This window comes from Streptomyces sp. NPDC127084 (assembly GCF_042724175.1).
GTDB lineage: Bacteria > Actinomycetota > Actinomycetes > Streptomycetales > Streptomycetaceae > Streptomyces.
The window spans coordinates 1-13,028 of the sequence record NZ_JBHXFA010000086.1 but is presented as its reverse complement, the minus strand read 5'-3'; the positions used below and the strand labels follow the sequence as shown (position 1 = coordinate 13,028).

Genomic DNA, 13,028 nt, shown 5'->3' with positions numbered 1-13,028 from the left:
GGGGGGGGCGGGGGCGGGGTTGCCGGGTACATGAGAGCGCCCCCACCCGGGCGGGGCCCCCCCTCTCTCTTTGCTCTCAGCGAGCTGTTGTGGAGCTAAGGAGAATTGAACTCCTGACCTCTTGCATGCCATGCAAGCGCTCTACCAACTGAGCTATAGCCCCTTGCTGCGTGTCGGCCTTTCGGTTCCCCTCGCGGCGACAGAGAGAACATTACACGGTCCCCCCGGTGGTTCAGCAAATCGTTTCCCATGACTGGGCTTTTGACACCTTATGCCCGTTTTCAGAATGGCCGACGGGTGGCTCGAAAGCCGGCCGTCCGGAGCCCTCAGGCCCTCGCGAACGAGTAGAACCTCTTGAGGGCGCAGTGCTCATCGAGCAGACGACCATAGATCGGCTCGCCCTCAAGCTCCCGGTATGTCTCGATCGGGTCGCCTTTTATGATCAGCGCCCGCGCACACTCTTCGCACCAGTACTGGTACTCGGGGTTGACGGGGTCCATGTCCCGGACGATCGGCGTGCCACTGCCACACCAGTCGCACTTGCGCCTGTGTGCACCCATCATTCAGCTCCAGCTGTGGCCGCAAGCGGTGCACACGTACGAAATACCTCCATTGCCGCCGAGCACTTGGGCGACCTGGGACGAACCACACGAAGGGCAACTGAGGTGAGCGTCGCGGGCCCCCACAGAGGCGAGCCGATCATCGCCCTCCTCGAGGCTGCCACCGGGCATCGCCCCTCCTCCCGTTCCGGCCGTCGTCTCCTCCGGCCGTCCCGATTCTGCCATGGCACCGCCACGGGGCACGAGGACTGACGGAGACCTGGGAGAGCTGGGGATGCCGAGCAGGCTGGGCAAGCAGACGGCCGAGAGGCCGGAAGGGCAGGGCGTGAAACACGAAATCCCGCCCCCACGAGGGAGACGGGATCGATGTGCTGTGTGAGCTTGTGGAGCTAAGGAGAATTGAACTCCTGACCTCTTGCATGCCATGCAAGCGCTCTACCAACTGAGCTATAGCCCCTTGAGTTCTCCGCGCTTCGCGTTTCGTGCTCCGCGCTGCGAACAAGAAGAACTTTAGCCTGTGACCAGCCGGAAAGTGAAATCCGGCCGGTCCGGCGGCGTGAGACGGGTCCGTCGGCCGGTCGGAGGTGCGGCAGCCGTTGGCGGTCCGGCGGCCGCTGGGCGGCGATCCGCTCAGTCGTCGTCGCCGAGCACCGGCTCGGGGAGCGTGCCCGCGTTGTGCTCCAGCAGGCGCCAGCCGCGCGCGCCCTCACCGAGCACGGACCAACAGCAGTTGGACAGCCCACCCAGGCTCTCCCAGTGGTGCGCCTCAAGGCCCAGCAGTCGGCCGATGGTGGTCCGGATCGTGCCACCGTGGCTCACCACGACGAGCGTGCCTCCGTCCGGCAATTTGTCGGCATGGTCCAGCACCACGGGCGCGGCGCGGTCGGCCACCTCGGTCTCAAGCTCGCCGCCACCGCGGCGCACGGGCTCGCCGCGCTTCCATGCGGCGTACTCCTCGCCGTACCGGGCCACGATCTCGTCATGGGTAAGCCCCTGCCAGACACCCGCGTAGGTCTCGCGCAGGGCCGAGTCGAGGTGGATGTCATGGCCGGTGATGGCGGAGAGCCGGCGGGCCGTGGCCGCCGCCCGCTTCAGATCCGACGCGATGATCGCGTGGGGCCTGAGGGAAGCGAGCAGCCGGGCAGCCCGACGTGCCTGGTCGACGCCGGTCTCCGTCAGCTCGATGTCCGTCGAGCCCTGGAAGCGGCGCTCCAGGTTCCAGGCGGTCTGGCCGTGCCGCCACAGAACGATGCGGCGGTCCCTCCCCCTGGCCTGGTCCGTGGCGCTCAGCTCAGCTCACCATCCGTTTCGGCGCCGTCCCCCATGAGACGGGCGTGCTCCTCGGCCTTGCCGCGGGTCTTCAGCGCGTCCTCGGGCAGCGGCAGCTCGGGGCAGTCCTTCCACAGCCGTTCCAGGGCGTAGAAGACACGCTCCTCGCTGTGCTGGACGTGCACGACGATGTCGACGTAGTCGAGGAGGATCCAGCGCGCGTCGCGGTCGCCCTCACGGCGCACCGGCTTGGCGCCGAGCTCCTTGAGGAGCCGCTCCTCGATCTCGTCCACGATCGACTTGACCTGGCGGTCGTTGGGCGCGGAGGCGAGCAGGAAGGCGTCGGTGATCGAGAGGACGTCACTGACGTCGTACGCGATGATGTCGTGCGCGAGCCGGTCAGCCGCGGCCTGGGCGGCAGCGTTGACGAGCTCCATGGAGCGGTCCGTGGCGGTCACAAGCAAGCTTTCGTCGGCGGTCAAGACCCTCCCAGGATCTCACGGACCACCGACAGCCCACGCGGTGATTGTTCCGGGGCCCGCGCGGTGATCGTTCCGGGGCCCCACCGGGCCTCGGAACCCCGCCCTGAGGCCGGGAGCCCGTCCTGCTGCTTCGGTCTACTTCGGTACCTCGAAGTCGCCGCCGAGCACCACCGTGACATCGGCGTTCGACGCCGCCTTGCCCTTCTTCACGGCCTTCTCCGGCAGCCCGAGCGTCTTGCCGACCTCCACGGCCCTGGGCTTGTCGGCCTCGTCCGCGTACAGGACCTGCGAGGTGGAGATGGCATCCGACTTGCCCGCGTCCACGAAGGAGAAGCCACCGTTGACCAGGACGATCCTGGCCGCCTCGGTGGCGTCGGCGTCGTCGGTCGCGTTTCGGACGCCCACCCGCACCGCGGCACCCTGCTCGGGAGCGCTGACCTTGCCGCCCAGGACGTCCTTGACGACTCGGTCACTCGCCTCCTCGCTGAGTGTGCCGTCCTGCTGGACCGGCAGCAGCGCGGTCTTGTAGTCGCCGCCCTTGGCGTACTCCGACAGTGTGGCGAGCGAGGCTCCCAGATCCTTCTCGGGCAGGGACGGGTCGAGGATCTGCGCGAGGGTCTCGATAGTCACCGTGGCGGCCTGGGGGTCGCTGGAGAGCTTCCGCAGCACCCCGTACATGACCTGGCCGAAGCGCTGGAGCTGGGCCGCCTCGGGCTCGCCGCTGCCGCGGTAGGTGGCGTAGCCGACGGCCATCCTGCCGTTGAGGGTCTGGTTCTCCCCCTTCTCGACCAGTGGCTGCTCGCCCTTCTTGGCGCCGGGCACCTCGGTGTCGGTGGTGATGTCGATGCCGCCGACGAGCTCGACCAGGTTCTCCAGATAGGGGGTGTCGAGCCGCCACGTACCGGTGAGCTCGGTACCGAGCAGGTTGCCGATCGACTCGCGGGTGCCGGTGGAGCCATCGTCATCGACGGACTTGCCGAGGGTGGTGCCGGCGCCCTCGTCGTCCGCGACCGCGAGCGAGTTCGGGAGAAGAACGGTGGTGCCCTGCTTGGTGGTCTCGTTGTCGACAAGCAGGGCAGTGGAGGTGCCGCCCTTTTTGGTGTTGTGCAGGTGGAGCACGATGACGTCGCGCTTCTGCGGGCCCGACGCGGCGGTCTGGGCGCCGCCGGAGCCACCGGTGCCGGGCAGTTTGCCGACGGACCAGAGGTATCCCACACCGCCGATGAGCGCCATGGCCAGGACGATGACGAGGGCCGTGGCCCTGTTGCGCCCCCGGCGCTTGGCCTCCTCGCGGCGTTCGGAGCGGCTCTCGGTGAACTTGAGCCAGTCGATCACGTCTTCGGAGTCCTCGTCCGGCTCCTCGATGAACGAGAACTGCTCGGTGCGGTACTCGCGCTGGTCGGCCCCACCGGAACCGGAACCGCCGTCGTCCGCGGGGCGCCGCTGCCCCGGTACGGCGGCGGTCCGATCAGGTTCCCGATGCGGCTCGGGGGCGCCATAGCCGTCGTACCGGTCGCGGTCGGCGTGGTCTGCGTGGCCGCCGTCGTACCCGTGGGCGGGCCCCGGCTCGGGGGCTTGCTGAGCGGCGCCCGGCTGCGGGGCGCCCTGGCGGCCGTATGGGTCCTGGTCGTACGGGTCCCGGCCGTGCTGCTGGGTGTACGGGTCGCTTCCGTATCCGTAGTCGTAGCTGTAGCCGTACCCCGGCTGCTCGCCGGCCTGCTCCGGATACGGCTGCCGCTGCTGCCCGTACGGGTCGTAGCCGTAGGACTGCGGGGAGTGCTGGGGCTGCTGGTAGACCGGCTGACCGTACTCGTCGTAGCCGATGATCTGGGGCTGCTGCGAGTAATACGGGTCGTACGGGTTCTGCTGGTCGTTCACCGTGGCCCCTCTCCGTGACTCACTCGCTGCGGTACAACTGGCGCTTGTCGATGTACCGCACCACACCGTCCGGGACCAGATACCAGACCGGATCCCCCTCTGCGACCCTCGCCCGGCAGTCGGTGGACGAGATGGCGAGTGCCGGAACCTCAACGAGCGAGACGCCGCCCTCGGGCAGTCCGTCATCCGTCAGATCGTGGCCAGGCCGGGTGACACCGATGAAATGGGCGAGCGAGAACAGCTCTTCGGCGTCCCGCCAGGTGAGGATCTGGGCGAGCGCGTCGGCACCGGTGATGAAGAAGAGGTCCGAGTCGCTGTTGAGCGAGCGCAGATCCCGCAGGGTGTCGATGGTGTACGTCGGACCGCCGCGGTCGATGTCGATACGGCTCACCGAGAACTGGGGGTTGGACGCCGTGGCGATGACCGTCATCAGATAACGGTCCTCGGCAGGGGAAACCGCCTTGTGACTCTTCTGCCACGGCTGTCCGGTCGGCACGAACACCACCTCGTCGAGGTGGAAGAGGGCGGCCACCTCACTGGCCGCCACCAGATGGCCGTGGTGGATCGGGTCGAATGTCCCGCCCATGACGCCGAGTCGGCGCTTGCCGCCCCTCGTAGGCAGTTCCTGCTTTCCCATACCCATGCGTGCAGAGCCTACTGGCACGGCCGTCCGGCCCTGAATCAGCGGTCGCGGTTGAAGCGGGTGGTGATCCACAGCAGCAGCAGGAGGGCACCGAACGCGCCGAAGCCGGTGAGGTAGGGGCTGAGGCTTTCGTGGTTGCCACCGTGCTCTGCACCCTCGGCGAGAGTGACCAGGTTGGCGGCGGTGCTGGCGAGGCTCATCTTCTACAGGACCTATCGATCGGGAGCGGACCGGAGACTTCGCGCACATCGTATGCGCCGGGTGCGGGCACGCTCACGCCGACTCAGTCGTTGGGGCAACCGGCGTTATCCACAGGCCCAGCGGTCTCGCAACCGCAGACCCTAATCTGGGGTCTGTCAGAGGGACGGACCGGAGACGGACCGCCACCACTGGTGGGAACGGCTGGTTAGAACAGGGGGCATACGATGACCGACAGCAATTCCGGCAGCGAGAAGGTGCCGAGCAGGCAGCGCCGGCGCTTCCCCGGAATCTCCTCCCGGGCATACGAGCATCCGGCGGACCGCTCGGCGCTGGTCGCGTTGCGCAAGCTCAGCGGTTTCGACACGGTCTTCAAGGCCCTGAGCGGACTGCTGCCGGAAAGGAGCCTTCGGCTGCTCTTCCTGTCCGACTCCGTCCGGGTCAGCGACGCCCAGTTCGCTCACCTCAACGACATGCTGCGCGACGCCTGCTACATCCTGGACCTGGAGAAGGTCCCGCCGATGTACGTCACGCAGGACCCGAAGCCGAACGCGATGTGCATCGGGCTCGACGAGCCGATCATCGTCGTCACCACCGGTCTGGTGGAGCTGCTCGACGAGGAGGAGATGCGGGCGGTAATCGGCCATGAGGTGGGACACGCACTGTCCGGCCACGCGGTGTACCGGACGATACTTCTCTTCCTCACCAATCTGGCGCTCAAGGTGGCGTGGATACCGCTCGGTAACGTCGCGATCATGGCGATAGTCACGGCGCTGCGCGAGTGGTTCCGGAAGTCGGAGCTCTCGGCTGACCGTGCGGGGCTGCTGGTGGGCCAGGACCTGCAGGCGTCGATGAGGGGCCTGATGAAGATCGCCGGTGGCAATCACCTGCACGAGATGAACGTCGACGCGTTCCTGGAGCAGGCCGAGGAGTACGAGGCAGGCGGCGACCTGCGTGACTCGGTGCTCAAGATACTGAACCTGCTTCCTCGCTCCCACCCGTTCACCACGGTGCGTGCCGCCGAACTGAAGAAGTGGGCGGAGAGCCGCGACTACCAGCGGATCCTGGACGGCCACTACCCGCGCCGCGCGGAGGACAAGGACACGTCCGTCACCGACTCCTTCCGGGAGTCGGCCGCGCACTACGCGGGTTCGGTGCGCACGAGCAAGGATCCGCTGATGAAGCTGGTCGGCGACATAGCCGGGGGCGCGGGCGACCTCGGCGGCCGGCTGCGGGACAAGTTCACGGGCGCGGGAGGCTCGGACAGCCAGGGCGGCAGCCGCCCGGCGGATGAGGAGGGCGGCAAGGGCTGAGCCCGCCGGTGCTACCTGAGAGGCACTCCGCTCCGGTGCCCCGGGAGACCCGGGCGACCCGGGAGTGGGGCCCGGGCGGCGGTCAGGTGGAGGGCGGCGGGCCGGGCTGGGCGGCCGGGTCGAGTGAACCGCAGAAGGCGGCGGTGGACCGGCCGGTCTGGTAGGGGTCGGTGGCGGCCGGGGCGGTGCCGGTCGCGTTGCGGCCCGCCAGCAGGGGCTCTAGGGCACCGGCCGTCTCGGCGGCGCAGGCCATCGGGCCGGCCTGGGTGTAGCTGGAGAGCAGCTCCACCCGATGCGCGCGCAGATCGTCGCGGTCGAAGCGGAAGTGCAGTTCACGGCGGACGGTGAAGAGGGAGGACTCACTCACGCGCGGGCCGGTGTCAGCCGGGCGGAGCGCATAGGTGAAGGTGTGGTCCGAGGCGATCTCAAGGGCGTTGGGACCGGCGTCGGTGACCCGGAGCGTGCCATGGACCCGTATCGCCGGGTCGGCGAGCGTGGCCTTCGAGGGGTCGAAACGCACCAGCCAGCCGGTCGCCGCGTGGCGGCCGTCGTTGGCCGGGGCGTCCACGGAGCGCTGGAACTGCTCGATCTGGTCCGGGTCGAGCAGGGCCCGTACCGGCCGGGTGGAGCTGCCGCCCAGGACGGCGGGGTCGAGCGAGGAGTCCACCAGGTAGTCCTTGGCTATGGTCAGCGCGGTCGTGACCTGGCTCTGGGAGAAATTGCTGGTTCGCTGTACGGCCGGAAGGGTGATTCCGGCGGCTCCTGAGCGGTACTGGGCCGCGGGGCTGCGCGCGTACAGCTGGGCGGGGTCCCCACCCGGCACGGGGCCTTGCGGCGCCAGGGGTATCACCATGCTCCGCAGCGGTTCGGCGGGCTGGGAGGGGGTCTGCTGGTAGGGATGGCGGACGCCCATGTAGATCGCGGTGCCGAAGGCCACGGCGATCAGCACAAGCAGCAGGAGGACCTGCTTCGCTCCTGTCCACATCCGCCAGCCGGGGCGGCTGCGGACAGCCCTTGCGTGGTCGCCCATCCGCTCCTGGGCGGAGTACTCCTGAAGGCGGGCAGCGCGAACGAACGATTCGTCGAACACGACGGATCCGTATTCGTCCTCGCCTCCGCCGGGGAGCCCCTCGGGATTCCCCTCAGGTGGGTCTCCACGCCCTGCCATATCTTCAGGGTAGGTCTGGAGGGCCGAACGTAAACGCGGAGCCGATCGGCAAGTTCGGACAGACGTTCCCCCGTGGGGTTTCCCGCTCCGACGAGTGGGGCTCAGGGAATCTGGGGGACGGCAGGGAGGGGGGAGGTCACCTGGGCGTCCGGGTCGGGTATGGCCGATGGCTGGTCGACGCCGGTGGTGGCGGGCGGGGGGACGCTGTCCTGGCGGTTGGCTGACGCGCCCCGGTAGACCGCGCCGAAGGCCAGCGCGACCATGCCGATCCCCATCACCAGCGCGAGCACCCAGGCGACTGGCCGGTGCCAGTGGGCCGTGCCGCGGTAGGGGCGCAGGGCACCGCCGTGCGGGCCGTAGGGGTCCAGGTCGTGCAGACCGCGGTCGTCGGCACCGTAGGCGTCGTACAGGCGGTCGTAGCCGTACGCGCCACCCGGGCCGTATCCGTCGTCGTAGAGCTCGTCGTCCGCGGACCCGGCACCCGCACGTGCCCGTGCGGCCTCGGCCTCGGCGCGTGCCTGGGCGGCGGCGACCAGGCGCTCGGCTGCGGAGGGCTCATGGAAGAGGGCGGCCCGGACGAAGTCCTCGTCGAACGCCACGGAGGCGAAGTCCTCATCCGCGCCTCCGCGGTCGTCGTCGGGCTCCCGGCCGTCAGGAAACGGCCTGCCCCCCACGTCGTCCGGCACGCCTTCAGGGTAGACCGGGGCGGGGGATTTGGGCAGGGAGTGCGGGGAACTGCCCCGCGCTCCGCCACTACCCGGCGATCACCAGTTCATCACCTGGTGTGACCGTCACCGGTGACGATGTACTTCGTCGAGGTGAGCTCGGGAAGCCCCATGGGGCCCCGGGCGTGCAGCTTCTGCGTGGAGATCCCGATCTCGGCGCCGAAGCCGAACTCGCCGCCGTCGGTGAAGCGCGTGGACGCGTTCACAGCCACGGTGGTGGAGTCGACCAATTGGGTGAACCGGCGGGCCGCGGCCTGGGAGGTGGTCACAATGGCCTCGGTGTGACCGGACGACCAGAGCCGGATGTGCTCGACGGCCTTGTCCAGGGAGTCGACCACCGCGGCGGCGATGTCGTGGGAGAGGTATTCGGTCTCCCAGTCCTCCAGCGTCGCGGGGACCACGGTGGCCTTGGTGCCCGCGGCGTACTCCAGCGTCCGCTCGTCTGCGTGGACGGTGACCCCCGCTTCGGCGAGGGCGTCCAGGGCACGGGGCAGGAAGGCGGCGGCGACGTCCTGGTGCACCAGGAGGGTCTCGGCGGCGTTGCAGACGCTGACCCGCTGCGCCTTGGAGTTGACGAGGATGTCGACGGCCATGTCGAGGTCGGTATCGGCGTCGACGTAGACATGGCAGTTGCCGGTGCCAGTCTCGATGACCGGCACCGTGGACTCCTCCACGACGGTCCTGATGAGGGAGGCGCCACCGCGCGGGATGAGCACATCGACCAGGCCGCGGGCGCGCATCAGCTCACGCACGGATTCGCGGCTCTCGCCGGGCACGAGCTGCACCGCGTCGGCGGGCAGCCCCGCTCCGCCGACTGCGTCGCGCAGCACTCGCACCAGCGCGGTGTTGGAGGCGTAGGCGGAGGAGGAGCCGCGCAGCAGCACCGCGTTCCCGGACTTCAGGCAGAGCGCCGCCGCGTCCACGGTCACGTTCGGACGGGCCTCGTAGATGATGCCCACGACGCCGAGGGGGACACGGACCTGGCGCAGATCGATGCCGTTGGGCAACGTGGACCCGCGTACGACCTCGCCGACGGGGTCGGGCAGCGCGGCCACGTCGCGGACGTCCGCCGCGATGGCACGGACCCGCTCAGGCGTCAGGGTGAGCCGGTCGATGATGGCCTCGCTGGTTCCCGCCTCGCGGGCACGGGCGATGTCCTCGGCGTTGGCCTCCACGATCTCCGCGGTACGCACCACGAGGGCGTCGGCGATCGCCAGCAGGGCATCGTCCTTGACAGCGCGCGGAAGTGGCGCGATCTCTGCGGCGGCGGCGCGGGCCCGGTAGGCGGCCTGGGTGACCGGGGACATGTCGTCGTACGGGGAGAGCGAGGTCATGTCCGCAGGGTAATGCGCCCGCCCCGGAGATCCGGCACCGTATCCCGCACTGCGAGACGGACCCCCGCCCTGGCGTCGCCTCAGCGCCGGCCCGCGGCCCCGGAGAGGCAGGTCCGGGGGCCGGTCCTGGCCTTGGTCGCGCGGTTCAGCGCGGTTCAGTACGGGTGGACGCCGACAGGGGCAGCGGGTGGTGGGCCGTACCCCTCCGCGATGCGCTGGTGGTAGGTCTCGCGGTCGATGACCTCCAGGCCGACGATCTCCCAGGGCGGCAGCTTGGCACTGGAACGGTGCTCGCCCCACAGTCGCAGCGCCACGGCCGCGGCATCGTGCAGATCGCGGGCCTCTTCCCAGTACCTGATCTCGGCGTGATCGTTGGCATAGCGGCTGGTCAGCAGGAACGGATGGTCATGGGCCAGTTGCTCCAGGCCTCGCCTGACCTCCTGGAGCGGGGTCTCGGCGCCCGAGACGCACAAGGTGATGTGCCAGAGCCTGGACATCGCGCCATCGGCCTCGGTCGCCTCCGCTGAGCCGGGCTCGTTGTAGTCCGCGCCCGCGTCCACGCTGGTGAGGGCGCGCGGCTCCCCCACCGCCCTGCGGGTCCGTGCGATCGCGCTGCCTCCTGTCCCCCGGGGCGCCGCCCCTGGGCGCGCTCGTCTCACCGGCCGCCTCCTGTTGCTCCGTTGCCGTTCCCGGGCCCCGTCCTGCCCCCTGACGGAAGTCCCTCTGACAAAGTTCCCCCGACAAAGTTGACCAGCCCCGGGGCGCACGTGGGGCGGTTTTGGTAAACGTCCTCGCCGGAAAGCGGGAGATTCAGCCGTTTCACAGCCCGCCCCGCCTCTCGTTCGGGGCTCGTTCGGCACTCGTCCTGATCCCGTTGTGTGCCCGTTTTCCGACGAACCGGACGCTCCGATGCGGGTCAGCCGGTCAGTACGACGAGGTCGTCACGGTGGATGACCTCGCGCTCGTAACCCGGACCCAGTTCCTTGGCGAGCTCGCGTGTGGAGCGGCCGATGAGCTGCGGGATCTCCTTGGCGTCGAAGTTGACCAGCCCGCGGGCCACCGGTCTGCCATCGGCGTCGCGCAGCTCCACCGGGTCCCCCGCGCTGAACTCCCCGTCGACACCGGCGATACCCGCCGGCAGCAGGGACTTCCTGCCCTCGACGATCGCCCGTACCGCCCCGGCGTCCAGCGTCAGCGAGCCCTGCGGGGTCGAGGCATGGGCGAGCCACAGCAGCCGGTCGGCGGAGCGGCGCCCCGTACGGTGGAAATAGGTGCCCGTGTCCCGCCCGGCGAGGGCGTCCGCGGCCCTGCTCGCGGAGGTGAGCACCACGGGGACAGCGGCGGCTGCGGCGATCCGGGCCGCCTCCACCTTGGTGACCATGCCCCCGGTGCCGACGCCCGCCTTGCCCGCCGAGCCGATCGAGACGCCCTCCAGATCGGCGGGGCCCCTGACCTCCTCGATCCTGGAGGTTCCGGGCTTGCCCGGGTCACCGTCGTAGAGGCCGTCCACATCGGAAAGCAGCACCAGAAGGTCGGCGCGTACGAGATGGGCGACCAGGGCGGCGAGCCGGTCGTTGTCGCCGAACCGGATCTCGTCCGTGGCGACGGTGTCGTTCTCGTTGACGACCGGTACCGCTCCCATGGTCAGGAGCTGGTCGAGAGTGCGGTACGCGTTGCGGTAGTGGGCGCGCCGGCTGGTGTCGTCAGTGGTGAGGAGCACCTGGCCGACCCGTACGCCGTAGCGGGCGAAAGACGCGGTGTACCGGGCGACGAGCAGGCCCTGCCCGACGCTGGCGGCGGCCTGCTGGCGGGCGAGGTCCTTGGGACGCCGGGCCAGTCCGAGCGGGGCGAGTCCGGCCGCGATGGCGCCGCTGGAGACCAGCACGATCTCCTTCTCGCCGCCGCTGCGCGCCTTGGCGAGTACGTCGACGAGCGCGTCCACTCGGTCCGCGTCGAGACCACCCGCGGCGGTGGTCAGCGAGGACGAGCCGACCTTGACGACGATCCTGCGGGCGTCCGCCACGATTTTCCGGCTTTCCCTGACCACTGACCCCGCCGCCCCTGACTGCCTCGCACCTGTCACAGGGCGAATCTATGCCAGTGCGTGACCTCGGTGCTCACTCATTTCAGCCGATGGACATACCGCCCACCGACCCGCAGCGAGTCCCCGGCCCCCGGTCTGCCTACCCGTCCGCCGCCCGGCCGGCCAGCCGACGCGCCCTCCGTACCGCGCGTCTGAGCAGAGCCAGGCGCGGCTCGATACGCCGCCCGCCGATCTGCTCGGTGACCGTGATCTCGTACGCGGCCGGCGGCATCCCCGACGCCGGCGCTGCCGTGGTGTCGAAGTGCGGATACGCCAGGTAGGTGCGGCCACGGCGGTGCACGACATCGGGCAGTCGTCCCTCCTGGCAGAACCCGAGCACATCCCTGAGCGGACCAGGACGGCCCAACGCCACGCTGGTGAGCCGCAGCCGCTGTTCGACCCTGAGCCGGCGCGCCACACCGGGCGTCCAGTAGGCGGCCATCAGAGGAGCCGCCAGTCCCATCTTGTGCCGCAGATACTCCTCGGGCTGGCGGAGTACGACGGGGCCGAACTGCGGTAGCAGGGTGACCGTGAAGGGCCGGACCATCAGCTGGTCGCGGCGGGTTCCGGGCGGCAGATGCGCGGCGATCAGCCCCATCAGGGCGCGCGCCGAATCGATGCGGGACGCGTAGCCGCCGGTCTTGGTCAGGTGTTTGCCGTCCTCGCGGCCCACGAGGTAGTAGCAGACCGGGTCGGCGACGACGGAGATCCCCGAGGCCCGCAGATAGGCCTCCATCGTGAACAGCGCGTCCTCACCGGTGCGCAGGGACTCGTCGAACCTGATGCCGTGCCGTACGAGCAGTTCGCGCCGGAACAGCTTCTGCGCGCTCAGGGCGTACTTGATGTTGGAGGTGTAGAGGTCGGCGCGCCGCATGGTCCGGGTCCACATCGACGCGGCGACTCCCCGGTTGACCCCGACGACCTTGCCGGCCACCACGTCGGTGCCCGCGAGGTCGGCCATCGTGACGAGGGCCGCGAGCGCCTCGTGTCCCAGGTGGTCGTCGGCGTCGAGAAAGAAGACGTACCGGCCGCGGGCCATGGCGAGACCGATGTTGCGCGGGCCGCCGGGGGCACCTGAGTTGGGCTGGTGGACCACGCGCATGGGCACCGGTGTCCGGGCGGCGAACCGGTCGAGGTACGTACCTGTGCCGTCGGTCGAGCCGTCGTCCACGGCGACGATCTCCATCCGCTCCGGTGCCAGCGTCTGGGCCTCGACGGAATCGAGGCACTTCACCAGATAGGGCATCGCCTCATAGGCGCCGATGATCACGCTGACATCGGGACACGTTGCGGGCTCGGCACAGCTGTCAGCCATCCGCCTATCGTGCCCAGCACCCGGTCCCGGGACCGGTCGGCACGCGGTACGGCCCGTGAG

General features: G+C 69.6%; 13 protein-coding genes and 2 tRNA genes. 1 reads left to right on the top strand and 14 read right to left on the bottom strand.

What is annotated here, in order from left to right:
- Positions 1–90: 90 nt before the first annotated feature.
- The 8 genes from ACFWI9_RS20370 to ACFWI9_RS20335 form a co-directional block, all read right to left on the bottom strand.
- Positions 91–163, bottom strand: a tRNA-Ala gene (locus ACFWI9_RS20370).
- Positions 164–326: 163 nt separating this feature from the next.
- On the bottom strand, positions 327–560 hold the full coding sequence (locus ACFWI9_RS20365) for a hypothetical protein (RefSeq protein WP_109297576.1): 234 nt from the start codon (positions 558–560) through the stop codon (positions 327–329).
- Positions 561–944: 384 nt separating this feature from the next.
- Positions 945–1,017 (bottom strand) — tRNA-Ala (locus ACFWI9_RS20360).
- Between the two features lie 173 nt (positions 1,018–1,190).
- Positions 1,191–1,850: a histidine phosphatase family protein gene (locus tag ACFWI9_RS20355; RefSeq protein ID WP_387163911.1), complete on the bottom strand. Its 660-nt coding sequence runs from the start codon at positions 1,848–1,850 to the stop codon at positions 1,191–1,193.
- The gene (gene rsfS, locus ACFWI9_RS20350; RefSeq protein ID WP_387163909.1) at positions 1,847–2,287 is read right to left on the bottom strand and encodes a ribosome silencing factor; all 441 of its coding nucleotides are present in this window, start codon (positions 2,285–2,287) and stop codon (positions 1,847–1,849) included. Before rsfS ends, ACFWI9_RS20355 begins: the two co-directional genes overlap by 4 nt.
- Before the next feature lie 159 nt (positions 2,288–2,446).
- Positions 2,447–4,189 carry a LytR C-terminal domain-containing protein gene (locus ACFWI9_RS20345; protein WP_387163884.1) on the bottom strand — a complete coding sequence of 581 codons (1,743 nt, stop codon included), beginning with the start codon at positions 4,187–4,189 and terminating at the stop codon, positions 2,447–2,449.
- Between the two features lie 19 nt (positions 4,190–4,208).
- The gene (gene nadD / locus ACFWI9_RS20340; RefSeq protein ID WP_387163908.1) at positions 4,209–4,826 is read right to left on the bottom strand and encodes a nicotinate-nucleotide adenylyltransferase; all 618 of its coding nucleotides are present in this window, start codon (positions 4,824–4,826) and stop codon (positions 4,209–4,211) included.
- A 44-nt stretch (positions 4,827–4,870) separates the two neighbouring features.
- Positions 4,871–5,032 carry a hypothetical protein gene (locus ACFWI9_RS20335; protein WP_385570934.1) on the bottom strand — a complete coding sequence of 54 codons (162 nt, stop codon included), beginning with the start codon at positions 5,030–5,032 and terminating at the stop codon, positions 4,871–4,873.
- A gap of 225 nt (positions 5,033–5,257) precedes the next feature.
- Here ACFWI9_RS20335 and ACFWI9_RS20330 point away from each other — a divergent pair, with 225 nt between their 5' ends.
- On the top strand, positions 5,258–6,343 hold the full coding sequence (locus ACFWI9_RS20330) for a M48 family metallopeptidase (protein ID WP_387163881.1): 1,086 nt from the start codon (positions 5,258–5,260) through the stop codon (positions 6,341–6,343).
- Positions 6,344–6,425: 82 nt separating this feature from the next.
- On the opposite strand, the gene ACFWI9_RS20325 is transcribed toward ACFWI9_RS20330, so the two are convergent.
- The 6 genes from ACFWI9_RS20325 to ACFWI9_RS20300 all read right to left on the bottom strand — a co-directional run bounded on the left by ACFWI9_RS20325 (position 6,426) and on the right by ACFWI9_RS20300 (position 12,968).
- Entirely contained in the window at positions 6,426–7,511 is a 1,086-nt protein-coding gene (locus ACFWI9_RS20325) for a hypothetical protein (protein WP_387163879.1), read from the bottom strand.
- Positions 7,512–7,612: 101 nt separating this feature from the next.
- Positions 7,613–8,197: a hypothetical protein gene (locus ACFWI9_RS20320; RefSeq protein WP_387163877.1), complete on the bottom strand. Its 585-nt coding sequence runs from the start codon at positions 8,195–8,197 to the stop codon at positions 7,613–7,615.
- A gap of 89 nt (positions 8,198–8,286) precedes the next feature.
- The gene (locus ACFWI9_RS20315) at positions 8,287–9,570 is read right to left on the bottom strand and encodes a glutamate-5-semialdehyde dehydrogenase (RefSeq protein WP_387163876.1); all 1,284 of its coding nucleotides are present in this window, start codon (positions 9,568–9,570) and stop codon (positions 8,287–8,289) included.
- A 155-nt stretch (positions 9,571–9,725) separates the two neighbouring features.
- Positions 9,726–10,229, bottom strand: a complete 504-nt coding sequence (locus tag ACFWI9_RS20310) for a hypothetical protein (protein WP_387163874.1) — start codon at positions 10,227–10,229, stop codon at positions 9,726–9,728.
- A 257-nt stretch (positions 10,230–10,486) separates the two neighbouring features.
- On the bottom strand, positions 10,487–11,593 hold the full coding sequence (gene proB / locus ACFWI9_RS20305; protein WP_387163873.1) for a glutamate 5-kinase: 1,107 nt from the start codon (positions 11,591–11,593) through the stop codon (positions 10,487–10,489).
- Positions 11,594–11,753: 160 nt separating this feature from the next.
- Positions 11,754–12,968, bottom strand: a complete 1,215-nt coding sequence (locus ACFWI9_RS20300; protein WP_387163870.1) for a glycosyltransferase family 2 protein — start codon at positions 12,966–12,968, stop codon at positions 11,754–11,756.
- Positions 12,969–13,028: the final 60 nt, after the last annotated feature.

Bases quoted from the DNA above. Each gene is read 5' to 3' on its own strand.
- ACFWI9_RS20365 (WP_109297576.1), bottom strand. From the start codon at position 560: ATGGGTGCACACAGGCGCAAGTGCGACTGGTGTGGCAGTGGCACGCCG.
- ACFWI9_RS20330 (WP_387163881.1), top strand. From the start codon at position 5,258: ATGACCGACAGCAATTCCGGCAGCGAGAAGGTGCCGAGCAGGCAGCGC.
- ACFWI9_RS20325 (WP_387163879.1), bottom strand. From the start codon at position 7,511: ATGGCAGGGCGTGGAGACCCACCTGAGGGGAATCCCGAGGGGCTCCCC.
- nadD (WP_387163908.1), bottom strand. From the start codon at position 4,826: ATGGGAAAGCAGGAACTGCCTACGAGGGGCGGCAAGCGCCGACTCGGC.
- ACFWI9_RS20300 (WP_387163870.1), bottom strand. From the start codon at position 12,968: ATGGCTGACAGCTGTGCCGAGCCCGCAACGTGTCCCGATGTCAGCGTG.
- ACFWI9_RS20315 (WP_387163876.1), bottom strand. From the start codon at position 9,570: ATGACCTCGCTCTCCCCGTACGACGACATGTCCCCGGTCACCCAGGCC.
- ACFWI9_RS20335 (WP_385570934.1), bottom strand. From the start codon at position 5,032: ATGAGCCTCGCCAGCACCGCCGCCAACCTGGTCACTCTCGCCGAGGGT.